Source organism: Myxococcus xanthus (assembly GCF_006402735.1).
Lineage (GTDB): Bacteria > Myxococcota > Myxococcia > Myxococcales > Myxococcaceae > Myxococcus > Myxococcus xanthus_A.
The window spans coordinates 1,448,079-1,463,941 of sequence record NZ_CP017174.1 but is presented as its reverse complement, the minus strand read 5'-3'; the positions used below and the strand labels follow the sequence as shown (position 1 = coordinate 1,463,941).

Sequence of the window (15,863 nt, the reverse complement as noted above, 5' to 3'; positions counted from 1 at the left end):
CGCCGATACTCCGGCGGGCGCGCGCGGTGGTCACGGCTCCAGCAGTCCCGCCAGCAGCGCGCGGACCTCGGCCGGGCCCTTCACCCGGAACGCCGCGCACGTGGGCTTGTTGCCCGCGTGGATGGTGAGCCCGCCGGGCGGAATCGATGCGAAGAGGTCCTCGTCCGTGCGGTCATCGCCGATGGCCACCACGAGGGCGCCGGGCGCCGCGTCCTTCGTGGCCTCGCCCACCACGCGGCCCTTGTGCACGCCCTGCGGACGAATCTCCACCACCTTGTCCCCGGGGAGGATGTCCATGGACTGCCCGGCGAACTTCTCCGCCAGGTACAGCCGCAGCTCGCGGGACTGGATGGCGCCGAACTCCGCGTCCACCAGGCGGTAGTGCCACGCCAGCGACGCTGTCTTCTCCTCCACGAAGGAGCCCGGCACGCGCGCGGAGAAGGTCTCCAGTTCGGGGCGCACGCGCTCCTTCCAGTCGAACGTCACGCCCTCCAGCATCCGCCACGTCTCCCCTGGCGCCGGGCGGGACCACAGGCCGTGCTCGGCATACAGGCCCATGGCCAGGTCGCCCAACCATTCCTCCAGCGTCTCCTTGGGCCGGCCGCTGACGATGCTCACCGAGATGTCGGGCCGGGCCACCAGCTTCGCCAGCAACTCCTTCAGCGCCGCATCCGGCGCGGCCAGCTCCGGCCGGGGCGCGTAGCCCACCAGCGTCCCGTCATAGTCCAGGAGCAGTTGCAGCCGTTCCGCCTGCTTCATCTGCGCCAGCGCCTCGGGCGCGCCCGCCTCGGCGCGCACGTCCACCGCGGGCAGCGACTGGAGCCGGTCGAGGAAGGAGGACGTCCACCAATGTACGTCCCGCGACTTCACCTGCTTCCGCAGCGTGTGCATGCGCGTGCGGCGCTCCTCCTCCGCCATCCCCAGCGCTTTCTCGATGGCGTCCGCCATGGCGTCCACGTCGTAGGGGTTGACGATGAGCGCGCCCCCCAGCTCCGCTGCGGCGCCCGCGAACTCGCTGAGCACCAGCACGCCGTCGTCGTCCGGGCGCGCCGCGCAGAACTCCTTCGCCACCAGGTTCATCCCGTCCCGCACCGGCGTGACGAGCATCACATCCGCGCCCCGGTACAACCCCACGAGCTGCCGTTCGTTGAATGAGCGGTAGAGGTAGTGCACGGGCACGTTGTGCACCGTGCCGTAGAGCCCATTGATGCGCCCCACCAGCTCGTTCACCAGTTCGCGGTAGTTGGCGTACGCCTCCACCTGGGTCCGGCTGGGCACCGTCACCTGGATGAACCGCAGGCGGCCACGCCACGCGGGCGTGCGCTCCAGCACGCGCTGCACCGCCAGGAGGCGCCGCGGAATGCCCTTGGTGTAGTCCAGCCGGTCGATGCCCAGCAGAATGCGCTGTCCTTCGGAGGACCGGCGCAGGTTCGCCACCTCCTCCAGCATGCCGGGCTCGCTCGCAATCGATTCGAAGGCCTGCGCGTCGATGCCCATGGGGAAGGCGCCCACGCGCACGTCGCGGCCCTCCCAGATGATACGGTCGATGTCCGTGTCCAGCCCGAGGTGCCGCAGCAGCGCTCCGGAGAAGTGCCGCACGTAGCTCACCGTGTGGAAGCCGATGAGGTCCGCGCCCAGCAGCCCCATCAGCAGCTCACGCCGGCGCGGCAGCGTGCTGAAGATTTCCGACGACGGAAACGGGATGTGGTGGAAGTAACCGATGCGCGCGCCGGGCAGACGCTGGCGCAACATGCCGGGCACCAGCATGAGCTGATAGTCGTGGACCCAGATGGTGTCCCCGGGTTCGTAGTGCTTCGCCACCAGGTCCGCGAAGCGCTCGTTGACCTTGCGGTACACCTCCCAATCACGGTCCTGGCGCGGGATGCGCTCCAGCATGTAGTGGCACAGCGGCCACAGGACGCGGTTGGAATAGCCTTCGTAGTAGCGGCTCACCTCGCTGGCGGACAGCGTCAGCGGCACGCAGCGCAGCTCCGCGAGCTGGGCGTCCACGCGGGCGCGTTGGCTTTCCGACAGGCGGGAGACATCCCCGGGCCAGCCAATCCACAGCCCCCCCGAGCGTTCGTGCGGACGGCGAAGGCCGGTGGCCAGGCCTCCCGCGCTGCGGACCACGGAGACAGTGTCCTTCTCCACCTTGACGGTGACAGGAAGCCGATTCGAGACGAGTAGGAGTCGGGACATAGGCCCCTCCTGCATTAATCACTCCGTGCAGGAATGGCCATGGTCGAAACGGGATTCATGCCAGATGGTGGACCCTCGTGTCGGGTGGCCATCGGTGCCCAGCCCAGTCGTGACAGCAGCGCGGGCTGCCGGCCCGGCTTCCACACGAAGGCATCCAGCACATAGTGCGTGGCCTGCGGCAGCGCGAGCAGCGGCACCACGAGAGACAACACGTCCGGCGGCAGCGTCACGTGGCTCTCGCCGAAGAGCGCGCCCTGTTCGCGCCACACAGCCTGGTCCCACAGGAACTCCTCCGCCAGGGCCAACGCCACCAGGAACAGCAGGAAGCCCGGCAGCCCCGCGCGCAGCAGCGCCGCCCCCGCGCCGTAACCACCCTCCTCCAGCCGCCCCCGCGCATAGCGGAAGAGCAGCGCGAAGTAGGGAACGCCGTGCAGCACCACGTTCATCACCGTGAACGTGAAGTCGTCCCGCGCGACGACGATGCCGCCGAACCACGCCACCCACGTCGCCACCACCAGCAGCACCTTGCCCGCTTGCACGCCCTCGCCGCGCACCACCCGCGCGGCTTGGAAGCCGGCCCACGCGAAGAGCACCCCCGCGTGAAGCCCCAGCCCCACGGTGCCCACCCAAGATGGCAGGCCCGACAGGAAGTCCCCGGGCACGAACCACCAGAAGCCGCGCGGCAGGTTCGCATGCCACCAGATGACGGGCCCCAGCGTGGCGGCATAGACGGCAGCGGCATCCAGGCGCCGCTCCAGCGGGGAGACGCGCGCCTTGCGGCCGTACAGCGCCACCCAGCCGTACTGCTGCCGCACGAAGTGGCTGAGCGCGACATAAGCGAACAACGTCCAGAACGTGCCCGGCGACACCAGGTGGGCGACCACGCCCGCCATGTAGGCGGCCAGCGGCGCGCCCAGGTAGAGCCCGGGGCGGGTCCGCAGCTCGTCCGGATCCAGGTAGGTGCGGAACAGCGTGGACCAGACGTGGGCCACGTCCACGCAGACGACGAAGAGCAGCCATGCCCACAGCGGCGTGCCGTCCTCCACGCCCAGCCAGGGCGCGGCGAGCACGAAAGCCACCGAGACGAGCGCGCTGCCAGCGAAGACGGACAGGTCCACTCCCGGACTGAACAACCAGCCCTGGGAGGGCGCGAGAAGACGAGGCATCGGAGCCATGCAGCCTACCAGAGTCTCCGCGCCAGGGACTCGGCACCGGGCCCACGTCCGGATGCGGTATGAACCGTCCCATGCACGCCGCCGCGCCCACAGAGGCCCGCACCTACGGTGACAGGGTGGGCCTTGAACACGCCGCGAATCTTCCGCCGCCCCCTCCGCGCTTCCGGCGCCGGCTGCTGGCGGTGATGCTGCTCGCCGGCTGGGTGCCGCTGGTGCTGCTCGGCGTGCTGGCACAAGCCGCGCTGGAGCGGGTGCTGTCGGTGTCCATCGCCCCGGTGGAGGGCGTGCTGGAGGAAGTCGCCTCGGAGCTGGCGCGGCGGGAGCTGCCGCAGGACTCGCTCAACGAGGCGCGGCTCAACCTCGCGCAGGCGGAGCTGGCACGGCGCGCCCTCGTGCGCCGCGTGCCCGCCTTCATCACCGCGCTGGTACTCATATCGGGCGCGGCGCTGACGGTGGCCGCGGTGCTCCTCGGCCGGGCCCTCACGCGTCCGGTGCGCACGCTCACGGAAGGCATGTGGGCCTATGCGCGCGGCGACCTCTCCGTGCGGCTCGCCGCCCCCGAGCCGCCACGCGACGAGCTGCAGTTCCTCCTGGGCCAGTTCAACCGCATGGGCCAGGAGCTGCTGTCGCAGCGCGAGCGCCTCAAGTCCGCGGAACAGATTGCCGCCTGGCAGGACGTGGCCCGCGCGCTCGCCCACGAGCTGAAGAACCCCCTCACCGCAATGAAGTTGTCGCTCGCGCGTCTGAACCGGACGGATGCATCCACGCCCCACGACACCACCCGCATCACCGAGGCCGTGGCCCTCCTCCAGGAGGAAGTGGACCTGTTGATGCGGATGACCCAGAGCTTCTCCACCTTCGCGCGCCTGCCCGCGCCGCGCTTCCAGGACGTGCCCCTGCGCCCGCTGCTGGCCGAGGTGTGCACCCTGTACGCGGGCACGTCCCCCGTGCCCGTGGAGCTTCGGCCTGGCGCGGAGGCCACGCTGCGCGCGGACCCGGATGGCCTGCGTCGCCTCTTCGGCAACCTGGTGAAGAACGCCACCGAGGCCTCTTCCACCAGCGCCGCGCCAGTCCACGTCACACTGGAGTCGCCGCAGCCGGGCACCGTGTGCGTCACCGTGGCGGACGGAGGCAGTGGCGTCCCCTCCGTCCTCGAAGGCCCGGCCCTCACGCGTGGCCTCTTCAGCACCAAGCCCGGCGGCAGCGGCCTGGGCCTGCCCATCTCCCAGAAAATCGTCCACGAGCACGGCGGCAGCCTGCGCCTGGAGCCCGCGCCCGGAGGCGGTACGCTCGCGCGCGTGGAACTGCCCCTCACCCCGCCCCCGTCCCCATGAAGCCCGGTCCTCGCATCCTCATCGTCGATGACGACTCTGGCGTCCTCAGGGCCCTGCGCGGACTGCTGAGCGACGAGGGCTTCACGCCCGTGGAGGCCCGCTCCGCGGTGGAGGCCTCCCAGCTGCTCGACGCGCCCGAAGGTCCCCCGGCGATGATGCTGCTCGACCTGCGCATGCCGGGCGAGACGGGCCTGGAGCTGCTCGCGCGCCTGCCCCGGCCCTTCCCCGCGCCCGTGGTGGTGCTGTCCGGAGAGGCGTCGCCCGCCGAGGCCGTGCAGGCGCTGCGGCTGGGCGCGACGGACTTCGTGGAGAAGCCGCCCTCCCCCGAGCGGCTGCTCACCGCCGTGCGAAACGCACTGGCACTGGGCTCGCTCCAGGAAGAGCGCGAGCGGCTGCTGGACGCACTGGCCCGCCCCGGCCACCTGGTGGGTGACAGCCCTGGCATGGCGTCACTGCGCCAGCTCATCGCGCGCGTGGGCGCCAGCGACACCGCCATCCTCATCACCGGCGAGACGGGCACTGGCAAGGAACGCGTGGCGCGGGCGCTGCACCTCGCTTCGGGACGCAAGGGCCGGCTCGTCGCCGTCAACTGCGCGGCCATTCCCTCCACCCTGCTGGAGAGCGAGCTGTTCGGCCACGAGAAGGGCGCGTTCTCCGGTGCGCTGTCGCGGCGCGCGGGCCGCATCGAACAGGCGCACGGCGGCACGCTGTTCCTCGACGAACTGGGCGACATGCCACTGGAGCTCCAGGCCAAGCTGCTGCGCGTCCTGGAGTCGAAGGAAGTGGAGCGGCTGGGCGGCAGCCTGCCCGTGCCGGTGGATGCGCGCGTCGTCGCGGCCACGCACCAGGACCTCGCCCGCGCGGTGAAGGAGGGCCGCTTCCGGCAGGACCTCTACTTCCGCCTCAACGTGATGCCCCTCCAGGTGCCGCCCCTGCGCGAGCGGCCAGAGGACCTGCTTCCCCTGGCCCGCGCCTTCGCGGCGGAGTTCGCGGGGCCGCAGGTGCCACTGGTGCTCGCGCCCGGCGCGGAAACCTCGCTGCGCGCCTATGCGTGGCCGGGCAACGTGCGCGAGCTGCGCAACCTCATCGAGCGCCTCAACCTGCTCCGGGGCGAGGGCCCGCTCACCCTGGGCCCGGAGCTCGTCTCCGCGCCCCAGGCCACCGCCGCGGCCAGCCGCCCCTCCCTGGGACAAAAGAGCTACCGAGAGCACGTGGAGGACTTCGAGCGCGAGCTCATCCGCGCGGCGCTCCAGGAAGGCGAAAGCATCGCTGGGGCCGCGCGACTGCTGCAGGTCGACCGGGGCAACCTCTACCGGCGCATCAAGGCGCTCGGACTCCCTGTCACCTGAAGCCCCGCTGGAGTGCAGCTGATCTGCCCCCGATTTTCGGACCAGCCGCGACAACGCGCCCCTGTACCGAAAGCGCCCCCATGTCTCCAGGCGGGTGCCGGACGGCCGCACGCAATCACCGCTGGCGATGTCAGTACCACATCACGACTCGACATCCGGATGTCTCCATGACATCGCCATGGCTGCTCGGCCCTCGTTCTTTCAGGCACTTGCCCGCCACCTCTGGGTGGAACGGCCCGTGCTCTCCCTTCGTGCATGAACCGCTTCGCGCTCCTCATTTGTCTCCTCCCCGCGCTCGCAGTCGCGCAGCCATCCCCTGCACCTGAGCCACGCTCCCCCACGACCGACGCCCGAGGCGACACCCCAGCGGACGCGCAGAAGTCCTGCCCCGACAACTTCGAGGACGACGACTCGGGAGACACCAGCGTTCTGGCGCCGCTTCAACTCGCCGTGGATGGGCGCTCGCTCACGCCCGGCCGCATCGAACTGCACGGACTTCACTGGCTGACGGATGCGCAGGTGCGTGCCTTCATCGGTGCGCCCCGTGCGGACTCGGAGGCCCTGATGAGCGGAAGCGAAGTCCACCTGTTCCTCCGGCGGCTCGCGCGCTCGGGGCTGTTCGCCCGCGTGGAGCCGCGCGTGCGCGTGGCCGAGGCGCCTCAGCCGGCGGTCCTCGAAGTCCACCTGGAGGAGAACCCCGTCGTCTCCGCCGTGGAGGTGAACGGGATCCAGGACCTGCAGGCCACCGAGATTCTCGAAGAGCTGCTCCGGCTCCCGCACCGGTTCCCCACCGAGGACGAAGACGAAGAGTCCTTCACCGCCACGCTGCGCGTGGACTCCCGGCGCGGCACGCTCTCCGTCGTCCGCCCCTGCCCGCCGCGATATCCGCCCCGTGACTGGGTGGCCCGGCTGGAGCGCGGCACGCTGCACCCCGGCATCTTCATGGGCGGCGTCGTCCACGGCCTGGAGCGCACGCTGAAGCGCCTGCGTGACGACGGCTACATGCTCGCCAGCCTGTCCGCGGTGTGGTCGCCGGACGGCAAGCTGGTGGTGACGGTGGATGAAGGCCGGCTCGAGTCCATCGAGGTGCGCGGCGTGGACGCCGACATCGCAGCGCGCGTCCAGGACGCGCTGGACCTGCAGCCTGGCACCGTGTTCCTCCGCAGTGACGCGAAGCGCGCCGTGCGGCGGCTGACCTCGCGGCTCCCCTTCCTGGAGCCCGCGAATGTGGACGACTCCGACAGCACGCGTGCCCGGCGCGCCCACATCATCGAGACGCGCGAGCCGGACGGCACCCGCGCCTACCACACGAAGGAAGCACCGCGCGCGAAGCCGCGCCACCGGGAGCAGGTGGAGTTCGAGCTGAACTGGAAGCAGTTCGCCGACTGGTGGGACGACGTGGACTCGGCCGACAGCATCACCCTCGAGGACAAGAAGCTGGTGGTGCACGTGCGCACGCGGCGGCCGGACTTCGATGTGGACCTGCTTCCGATGCACACGCAGGTGACGGGCTTCTCGCCGGGTCTGGCGGGGCGGCTGCGCCTCTGGGATGCGAAGGACCGCGCGCACATCACCGTGGACGCCGCGCTCACCATCCCCCTGCGGTGGGGCGGCCAGTATCTGCCGGAGGACCCGGAAGGCACGCAGCGCCAGCGGCGCATCAACTTGCTCGGTGGGGCGAAGCTCCAGGTGCCGCGGGTGGGGCTCGCGGAGCTGGGCGCGCAGGTCTACGACTTCACCGACACGCTGGACCGGTGGCGGATGGGCGACATCGACTCGTCGCTCTACTCGGCCCTCATCAACCGGCCGGACCGCGACTACTTCCGCCGCAAGGGCCTCACGGCCTTCGCCACCTGGCGCTGGGCGGACGACTGGCTCGCGGGCGTCGAGTACCGCAGCGACCGCTACGAGTCGATGCGCAGCTTCACGCCGCCCTTCTCCCTGTTCCGGAACGACTCGGCCCCCTTCCCCAACGCGCCCGTCACCGAGGGCCGCTTCGACTCCGTGGTGGTGCGCATGGAGTACGCCAGCAACGTGCCCGCCGCCGCGTCCGTGGGCTCGCTGTTCCGCACGCCAGAGACGTCCCTCTTCGACCGGGATGGCGACTGGGAGAGCCGCGCCTCGCTCCGGGGCCTGCTCACGCTGGAGGTGGGCAACGGTCCGGGGAGCGCGGGTGGTGACGCGCGCTTCTGGAAGCTGGTGAGCGACATCGCGATGGAGGTGCCCACCGGCTGGGACACCGGTCTGTCGCTGCGCGTGCGCACCGCGGGGGGCCACCGTCTGCCCGAACAGAAGCGCGAGGCACTGGGGGGATGGACGGCGCTGCGCGGCTTCGGCTTCAAGGAGTACCGCGGCGACGTGTCCGTGCTCACCAGCGCGGAGTACCGCTGGAGCGCCATCGGCCTCTTCGCGGACCTGGGCACGGTGCGGGCGGATGACACCTGGACGGATGCACGGCTCGGCCTGGGCGCCAGCCTCCACTTCGGAGACAACGTGCGGATGGACGTCGCGTGGCGCACGGATGAGCGGGCCACCGCCACGCCCGAAGCCCGGCTGCTCTTCCAGCGGACCTTCTAAAGACGCATGGACTGGCCACGCAAACACGTGGGACGCGGGCTCGGCACGGCGCTCATCGCCGTGGCGGGCCTGCACGCCCCCTCGGTCCATGCAGAAGAGCCGCGCACCACTTGCACCGCCACCTTGTCCGGACGGCGCGTCATGGTCCGTTCCGAAGCCTTCGACTTCGTCTCGCCCGAGTTGGACCGGTTGGTGCGACTGGGCATGGCGGGGAAGCTGGAGGTGGAGCTGACGCTCTGGCAACGCAACACCATCTGGTTCGACGCGCGAATGGACACCGCACGGCTGACGCAGGTGCTCGTCTTCTCCAAGGGCTCCTACGTGCTGGATGGACGCCCCCTGCCGGAAGGCCCATCCTCACTGACGCTGGAGCGCGTGGCGTGGACCTTGGAACAAAGGCCCAAGCCCGGCGCGCGCTATGAAGTGCGCATCAGCGTCCGCCTGCACGTCGTGACGGCCGCGAGCCTGGGCCGGGTGGCCGCGTGGCTCACGCAGGGGAAGCAAGCGCCTGGCGAGGAAGGCAACACCCTCACGGGCACCGTGCTGCTTCGCTCGGTGGCCGAGGACCTCGCCCGCGGCGCCAACGCGCGCTGTGACGTCACCCGGCCGCCCTGAGCCGCGGCCGCGCCGCACATGCTTCATGAACCCATCGAGCGCCCGGCCACCAGGCCGAGGCCAGGAGTCCCGTCATGCGAATTTGGCTGTCGTTGCTGTTCGCCCTGGCCGCTGGGTGTACGCCGCCGCCGTCGCCCCCCGCGTCCCCTGAGCGCGGCGTCCAGGTCTTCGTGCCTCCGGGCATCGAGGCCCGGGGAAGCCGCGTCCCCGTCCTCTACGTGGAGGCAGAGCGGGCGCTGTACTTCCCCCAGGGCGTCGGAGGCGGAGGCTCGCGGCACCCGGTGGTACCCAGCCCTGCCGAGCTGCTGGCCCTGGGGCGACGCACCGACATCATCATCGTCACCGTCGCCCCAGGCCAGTCCACCGCCTACGCGGCTATTGCCGCGCCATGACCGTGCTCACTTCCGTGGCGGCGTCGTGAACGTGCTCGCCCGACACGTCCACGACCACCTCCGTCAGCGTCCCGCCCTTGAACGCGAAGGGCGGCTGGTACTGCTGACTCACCGGTGAGTTCTCGTCACGGCCGCACGTCAGTCCCTCGCCCAGGCTGATGAGCAGCGGCATCGTCTCAGAGATGTCGCTCTGGGCCACCAGGTCGCCATTGATGAAGAGGCGTCCCCGGCCCGGCGCGCCCCGGCCCGCGGGCAGGTTGGGCGTGCCCGTGGGCTGGAATTCGAAGCGCAGCTCCGCGTGGCCTTTCGGCACGTCCACGGCGGACTCCAGGTGGAACTCCTTCTCCCCCACGAAGTTGTAGACGTAGTGCAGCTTGCGGTCCTTGACGAAGAGCGAGTACCCGCCCGTCAATCCACCGTGGCAGAGCAACACGCCCTCCACGCCGTCCTCTACCTCCACCCGCGCGGTGATGGCGTGGGCACGATTGAGGACATGCACCGCCACGTTCTCCGGCGCGGGTGAGGTATTCGGCCGGTAGACGTAACGCTCCCGCTCCCGCGAAATCTGCGGCCGCTCCACGGCGAAGAGTTCGCGGGATGGCGTTATCAGCGGGAGCACATCGTACCGGCCCGCCTCGACGTACCAGCGGGCAATCATCTCGATGAGCTTGTCGCGCTCCTGCGCGGCCACGTTCCGCGTCTCCGAGCAGTCCTCCGCCACGTGGTACAGCTCCCAGCCCTCCGTATCGAACTCGCGCAGTCTGGCCTCTGAGAGCTTCAGCATGCCGAACGGCTCGTGCGACTCCGTGAAGGACGGTCCGGGGAACGGGCACACCGCCCGCCATCCGTCGTGGTACAGGGCCCGGTGGCTGAACATCTCGAAGTACTGCGTGTGGTGTCGGCTCTCCGCGTCCGCGTCATGGAAGGAGTGCTTGAAGCTGACGCCTTCGATGGGTGACTGCGTGACCCCGCGAAGCTCCGTGGGCGGGTCGATGCCCAGGCAGTCCAGCACCGTGGGCACCATGTCGATGGCGTGGCAGTACTGCGAGCGAATCTCGCCCCGCGCCTGGATGCCTCGGGGCCAGTGGACGATGAAGGGGTCCGTGGTGCCGCCCCGGTACGTCTCTCGCTTCCACCGTTTGAAGGGCGTGTTGCCCGCCCAGGCCCAGCCCCAGGGGTAGTGGTTGAAGTGGCGCGGGCCGCCCAGCTCGTCCATCGCCGCCAGGTTCTGCTCCAGCGACTCCGGCGTGTTGTTGAAGAACTTCAGCTCGTTGACGGAGCCATGCAGGCCGCCCTCCGGACTGGCGCCATTGTCGGAGATGACCATGATGAGCGTGTTCTCCAGCTCACCGGTCGCCTCCAGCGACTGGATGAGCCGGCCGATGTGGTGGTCCGTGTGCTCCAGGAAGCCCGCGAACACTTCCATCATCCGCGCGTAGAGCCGCCGTTCGTCCGGAGACAGGCTGTCCCAGTCCTGCACGTCCGGGTCATGGCGCGACAACTGGGTGCCCGGCGGCAGCACGCCTGTCTCGAGCTGACGTCGGAAGACCTTCTCGCGGTAGGCATCCCAGCCGTCGTCGAACTGGCCCTTGTACCGGTCCGCCCATTCCTGGGGGACATGGTGGGGCGCATGCATGGCGCCGGTGCAGAAGTAGAGGAAGAAGGGCTTGTCGGGCGCGACCTGCTTCGCGTCGGCGATGAAGCCGATGGCGCGGTCCACCAGGTCCTCCGTCAGGTGGTAGCCCTCCTCGGGTGTCTTGGGCGGCCGGACCTGATGATTGTCGTGAACGAGGTCGGGGTAGTACTGGTGCGTGTCGCCACCGAGGAAGCCGTAGTACCGCTCGAAGCCGCGGCCCAGGGGCCAGCGTGAGTAGGGCCCCGCGGCGCTCGTCTGCTCCGCGGGTGTGAGGTGCCACTTGCCCACGCAGTAGGTGTTGTAGCCGTGCCCGGCCAGCATCTCGGAGATGAAGCCGTTCTCGAAGGGGATGGTGCCGTTGCGGCCGGGGTATCCCACGGAGATTTCGGTGATGGCCGCCATGCCATTGGAGTGGTGGTTGCGGCCGGTGAGGATGCACGAGCGCGTGGGCGAACAGAGCGCGGTGGTGTGCATGTTGTTGTAGAGCAGCCCACCCTTCGCCAGCCGGTCCAGGTTGGGCGTGCGGATGGGCGAGCCATAGCAACCGAGCTGACCGAAGCCCGTGTCGTCCAGGACGATGAAGAGGACGTTGGGTGCCCCTGGCTTCGCGCGCAGCGGCGCGGGCCAGGCAGGCGAGGACTCCTCATCCGTCCGGCCGATGACACCAGGGAATGGCGTTCCGGGAAGGTATTCCTTGAGCGACATGGTGCGGCCTCCACGAGGACGCGCGGGAATGAACGTGCCGCGAGCTCTCGTGGAGGGAGATGCACATGGGGCCCGACAATGCCCCCTGTCCTCCAGGCAGGCACGAGCAGGCGGGACACCGCATGCCGGAGGCGCTCACCTCATCAGAAGAACCGGCTGAACGTGTTGTTGCTGGTGTTGGCCTCGGCGGAACCGTCCTCGCCCGAAACAGCGAATGACAGTGCCACCAGCAGGAGCTGACGCATGCATTCCTCCATGGGCGCCTGGGAAAGGAGTTTCGCGGCGCATGGAATGGAACGCGGCAGCCGGCGACTACAGCCAGCTCACCTCACGCCGGCCCAGCTCCGCCAGCACGCGCTCGGCGGCCCGCACGCCAAACCAGTTCGCCTCTTCGAAGAGCCCCATGCCGCCCAGGTCCGAGTGCGCGAAGTGCAGCGAGCTTCCCAGGCTCTCCCCCGCGGCCTGCTTCGCCTGCCCCCACATGAAGCCCGGTGTAGGACGCACCATGGCGTGGCCCCAGCGCTGGACCTCCAGCCGCTGCGCCTGATCGGAGATGCCAGGGTGCGCGGGCAGCATGTCCGCCATCACCAAGGCCTCCCAGTCCACGTAGCTGGCCGACAGCGCCTTCTCCCGCTCGGCCTTCACGTCCGCGCCGTCCATGGGCAGGTACCAGGTGAGCACCGTGGGGCCCTGCTCGTCCTGGCGCAGCGTCTGGTGCGTGGCCACCACGTAGCCCAGGCTGCGGCTCTCATAGAAGACGTTGTCCCAGGCCAGCGGAAAGCCCCGCGAGCGCGGCGGCGACGACAACGTCAGGTTCGCCACCACCCACGGCCCATACGTGAAGGCATTCAGCCATGCCGGGCGCTCCCGCCGCCACGGCGCCACCACATGCGCGGCAATGAAGCGCGGGCACGCCAGCACCACCTGCCGCGCCAGGAAGGCCCGGGGTTTGCCAGTGCCCGCCTCCAGTGCGTCCACGCGGCAGCCACCCTCCACGGGCTCCACGGTGTGCACCAGCACGTTGCGCTCCACCGCTCCGTTCGGCAGCGCCGACACGAGCTGCCGCACCAGCCGGCCGTTTCCTTCGGACCAACTCAGGTAGCCCTCGCTGCGCTCCCCATTCCCGTCCTGCCGCGCGGTGAAGTACCAGATGCCGGCCCAGGCGGAGACATGCTCGGCGGTGGTGCCGAAGTCGTCGCGGCACGCGTAGTCCACCACCCACTTCAGCCGCGCGGAACGGAAGCCCTCGCGCTCCATCCAGGCCGCCATGCTCAGCGCGTCCAGCGCCGTCCACTCCGCGTCGTCACTGGACAGGCCGGAAGGCACCGCGAAGGCCCGGCGCCCCTTGGCGTCTCGCGCGGCGGCGAAGCCGTTCATCCGCGCCTCGAAGCGCCGCAGCTCCTCCAGGTCCTCCGCGCTGGCGCCCGCGTGCAGATAGAGCCCTTCGTACCAGTGGCCCCGGTAGAAGAAGCGCTCCTCCGGCTCGTGGATGAGCAGCGACTCCTCGAAGTGCGGCCGGCCCGCGTCATCCACGTCGGTGACGGCCCCCATCTCCCGCAGCAGCCGGACGACAGGGCCCCGGTCCTCCAGCGGCGCCGGCAGGTAGTGCGCGCCCCAGGGGTACGCGGAGATGGCGTTGCGCCCGGAGCGGGACGTGCCTCCCGGCTCCGCCTCCAGCTCCAGCACGCGCACGCCTCGCACGCCCGCGCTCGCCAGCCGCCAGGCCGCGGACAGGCCCGCCACGCCGGCGCCCACCACCAGCACCTCCACGGGCTCCAAGACGTCCGCGCGGGGCAGCGGCCCGCCGCGCAGCCGGTGCCCCAGCTCCACGGCCTGGTCCACCACCGCGCCAGGGACACGCTCCCGCGGCCCTGACTTCCGGCACGCACTGGCCGCCACCGCGGAACCGAGGAACGCGGCGACCAGCTCCCGCCGCGTCAGTTCCACCGCTGCCACTCCGCCTCGTAGTAGTGCACCAGCACCTGGTTGTTCAGCCGGTTCACCTCCGCGGGCAAGGGCCCCATGTCCGGAGGGAACTGGGTGAGCGACTCCATCGTCGCGTCGTCCAGGAAGAGCAGCCCTTCGGGCAGCGGCCGGTGCCGGGCGGGCGGCTCGTGCGCAATCAGCACGTAGCCCCACTCACCGAACGACGGCACCAGCGCGTGGTACGGCTCCGTCCAGAAGCCCGCGGCCCTGAGCGTCGTCTCCACACACCAGAAGGAGCGCCGGGCGAACAGCGGGCTGGTGCTCTGCACCACCGCCACGCCGTCCGGCGCGATGCGCTTCTTGAGCAGCTTGTAGAAGCCCGTGGTGTACAGCTTCCCCAGCGCGAAGTTGTTCGGGTCCGGGAAGTCCACCACCACCACGTCGTACAGCGCGCCGCCCTCGGTGAGGAACTGCATCGCGTCCCCGTTGACCACCCGCATCCGCGGGTCCGTCATCGCGTGGCGGTTCAGCTTCGCCAGCTCCCCGTAGTTCGTCGCCAGCCCCGTAATCACCGGGTCCAGGTCCACCAGCGTGACGGAGCGGACCTCCGGGTAGCGCAGCACTTCCCGCGCGGCCAGGCCGTCTCCACCGCCCAGGATGAGCACGTTCTCCACCTTGCCCGCGCGCACCATGGCCGGGTGCACCAGGGACTCGTGGTAGCGGTACTCGTCCAGGCTGGCGAACTGGAGGTTGCCGTTGAGGAACAGCGAGAAGCCCCGCTTGCCGCGCGTGAGGATGATGCGCTGATACGGCGAGCTGGACGCGTGGACCACGTCATCCGCGTAGAGCTGGTCCTCGTAGAAGGTGGTGAGCCGGTCGCCCATGACGAAGCCCGCCAGCAGCAGCAGCGTCAGCCCCACCGCCTTGACGCGCAACCGCAGCGGGTTGCCCAACAGCGGCGCCAGCAACCACGTGCTCCACAGCGCCACCGCCGCGTTCAGCACGCCGAACAGCAGGGACGTGCGCACCAGCCCCAGCTTCGGCACCAGCAGCAACGGGAAGGCCACGCTGGCCGCGAGCGCCCCCACGTAGTCCAGCGACAGCACCTGGCTGATCAGGTCCTTGAACTTGACCTGGTCCTTCAGGATGCGCAGCAGGAGGGGAATCTCCATGCCCACCAGCGCGCCAATGGCAATCACGCTGCCGTACAGCGCCACCTGGAACAGGTCCGTCAGCGTGAAGGTGAGGAACAGCACCGGCGCGCAGATGCCGCCCAGCAGCGCCACCGCCAGCTCCACCTCCACGAAGCGCTGCGCCACCCCGCGCTCGATGTAGCGCGACAGGTAGCTGCCAATGCCCATGGCGAACAGATAGCCGCCAATGACGGTGGAGAACTGGGTGATGGAGTCGCCGAGCAGGTAGCTCGCGAGCGCCCCGACGACGAGCTCATAGATGAGCCCGCACGTCGCGATGACGATGACGGTGATGTACAGCAGCGTCTTGTTCACGGCGTCACTTCACTTCGCACAGGCATGGGCGTGCGGCGCGCGCCTTCATCCGCTGATGGCCGCGGCCACGATGATGGCCAGACCGATGATGAAGGAACCGATGACGATGCCCACCGCCGTGTTCTGGTCGGCCTCCAGCTCCTTGTGCACGTCGAAGGGCATGATGAGGCGGATGACGTAGAAGCCCGCCACGAACACCGCCAATCCGATGAGCGAGTAGATGATGCTCGCCAGCACACCCTGAACGCTGACCACCACGCCAAGTAACAACATCACTTCCCTCCCATGTAGCCGCCAGTCCACAGCAGGACGCCGCCCGGCCCACGCCGAACGTTGCCCGGTACCTTGTCCCGCTCTTCCTTCGTGAAGGGGGACCAGCCCGAAATCGTCAATGCCGCGTAGCCCAGCAGCACCAGTCCTCCAAACCACTTCATGACGCGCCTCCGT

The 15,863-nt window shown here is 69.8% G+C and carries 12 protein-coding genes; 5 read left to right on the top strand and 7 right to left on the bottom strand.

Annotated features, from left to right (window positions below):
- Nucleotides 1–30: 30 nt before the first annotated feature.
- Both BHS09_RS06240 and BHS09_RS06235 read right to left on the bottom strand, forming a co-directional pair.
- Nucleotides 31–2,199: a bifunctional alpha,alpha-trehalose-phosphate synthase (UDP-forming)/trehalose-phosphatase gene (locus BHS09_RS06240; protein WP_140797441.1), complete on the bottom strand. Its 2,169-nt coding sequence runs from the start codon at nt 2,197–2,199 to the stop codon at nt 31–33.
- 14 nt (nt 2,200–2,213) lie between these two features.
- Nucleotides 2,214–3,365, bottom strand: coding sequence for a hypothetical protein (locus BHS09_RS06235; RefSeq protein WP_140797440.1), 1,152 nt, complete (start codon nt 3,363–3,365; stop codon nt 2,214–2,216).
- A gap of 68 nt (nt 3,366–3,433) precedes the next feature.
- On the opposite strand from BHS09_RS06235, the gene BHS09_RS06230 reads away from it, so the two are divergent.
- The 5 genes from BHS09_RS06230 to BHS09_RS06210 all read left to right on the top strand — a co-directional run bounded on the left by BHS09_RS06230 (nt 3,434) and on the right by BHS09_RS06210 (nt 9,641).
- Complete coding sequence (locus tag BHS09_RS06230; protein ID WP_174258660.1) at nt 3,434–4,708, top strand: sensor histidine kinase; 1,275 nt, start codon at nt 3,434–3,436, stop codon at nt 4,706–4,708.
- Nucleotides 4,705–6,057 carry a sigma-54-dependent transcriptional regulator gene (locus BHS09_RS06225; protein WP_140797439.1) on the top strand — a complete coding sequence of 451 codons (1,353 nt, stop codon included), beginning with the start codon at nt 4,705–4,707 and terminating at the stop codon, nt 6,055–6,057. Before BHS09_RS06230 ends, BHS09_RS06225 begins: the two co-directional genes overlap by 4 nt.
- A gap of 255 nt (nt 6,058–6,312) precedes the next feature.
- Nucleotides 6,313–8,634, top strand: coding sequence for a BamA/TamA family outer membrane protein (locus BHS09_RS06220; protein ID WP_140797438.1), 2,322 nt, complete (start codon nt 6,313–6,315; stop codon nt 8,632–8,634).
- Nucleotides 8,635–8,661: 27 nt separating this feature from the next.
- Complete coding sequence (locus tag BHS09_RS06215; protein ID WP_237080211.1) at nt 8,662–9,249, top strand: hypothetical protein; 588 nt, start codon at nt 8,662–8,664, stop codon at nt 9,247–9,249.
- Nucleotides 9,250–9,323: 74 nt separating this feature from the next.
- The gene (locus tag BHS09_RS06210) at nt 9,324–9,641 is read left to right on the top strand and encodes a hypothetical protein (protein WP_140788124.1); all 318 of its coding nucleotides are present in this window, start codon (nt 9,324–9,326) and stop codon (nt 9,639–9,641) included.
- Here the strand turns inward: BHS09_RS06210 and BHS09_RS06205 are convergent.
- The 5 genes from BHS09_RS06205 to BHS09_RS38805 form a co-directional block, all read right to left on the bottom strand.
- On the bottom strand, nt 9,625–11,982 hold the full coding sequence (locus tag BHS09_RS06205) for an arylsulfatase (protein WP_140797436.1): 2,358 nt from the start codon (nt 11,980–11,982) through the stop codon (nt 9,625–9,627). The genes BHS09_RS06210 and BHS09_RS06205 overlap by 17 nt on opposite strands.
- 312 nt (nt 11,983–12,294) lie before the next feature.
- Complete coding sequence (locus BHS09_RS06200) at nt 12,295–13,929, bottom strand: FAD-dependent oxidoreductase (RefSeq protein ID WP_174260637.1); 1,635 nt, start codon at nt 13,927–13,929, stop codon at nt 12,295–12,297.
- Nucleotides 13,920–15,416 (bottom strand): polyamine aminopropyltransferase, encoded by a 1,497-nt coding sequence (locus BHS09_RS06195; RefSeq protein WP_140797434.1) that lies wholly within the window; start codon nt 15,414–15,416, stop codon nt 13,920–13,922. The genes BHS09_RS06200 and BHS09_RS06195 overlap by 10 nt, the downstream gene beginning before the upstream one ends.
- 45 nt (nt 15,417–15,461) lie before the next feature.
- Nucleotides 15,462–15,689 carry a DUF350 domain-containing protein gene (locus tag BHS09_RS06190; RefSeq protein ID WP_002635242.1) on the bottom strand — a complete coding sequence of 76 codons (228 nt, stop codon included), beginning with the start codon at nt 15,687–15,689 and terminating at the stop codon, nt 15,462–15,464.
- Nucleotides 15,689–15,850 (bottom strand): hypothetical protein, encoded by a 162-nt coding sequence (locus BHS09_RS38805; protein ID WP_020478251.1) that lies wholly within the window; start codon nt 15,848–15,850, stop codon nt 15,689–15,691. Before BHS09_RS38805 ends, BHS09_RS06190 begins: the two co-directional genes overlap by 1 nt.
- Nucleotides 15,851–15,863 lie beyond the last annotated feature (13 nt).

Coding starts and splice junctions, on each gene's coding strand:
- BHS09_RS06240 (WP_140797441.1), bottom strand. CDS start 2,199: ATGTCCCGACTCCTACTCGTCTCGAATCGGCTTCCTGTCACCGTCAAG.
- BHS09_RS06235 (WP_140797440.1), bottom strand. CDS start 3,365: ATGCCTCGTCTTCTCGCGCCCTCCCAGGGCTGGTTGTTCAGTCCGGGA.
- BHS09_RS06230 (WP_174258660.1), top strand. CDS start 3,434: ATGAACCGTCCCATGCACGCCGCCGCGCCCACAGAGGCCCGCACCTAC.
- BHS09_RS06225 (WP_140797439.1), top strand. CDS start 4,705: ATGAAGCCCGGTCCTCGCATCCTCATCGTCGATGACGACTCTGGCGTC.
- BHS09_RS06220 (WP_140797438.1), top strand. CDS start 6,313: ATGAACCGCTTCGCGCTCCTCATTTGTCTCCTCCCCGCGCTCGCAGTC.
- BHS09_RS06210 (WP_140788124.1), top strand. CDS start 9,324: ATGCGAATTTGGCTGTCGTTGCTGTTCGCCCTGGCCGCTGGGTGTACG.
- BHS09_RS06205 (WP_140797436.1), bottom strand. CDS start 11,982: ATGTCGCTCAAGGAATACCTTCCCGGAACGCCATTCCCTGGTGTCATC.
- BHS09_RS06190 (WP_002635242.1), bottom strand. CDS start 15,689: ATGTTGTTACTTGGCGTGGTGGTCAGCGTTCAGGGTGTGCTGGCGAGC.
- BHS09_RS38805 (WP_020478251.1), bottom strand. CDS start 15,850: ATGAAGTGGTTTGGAGGACTGGTGCTGCTGGGCTACGCGGCATTGACG.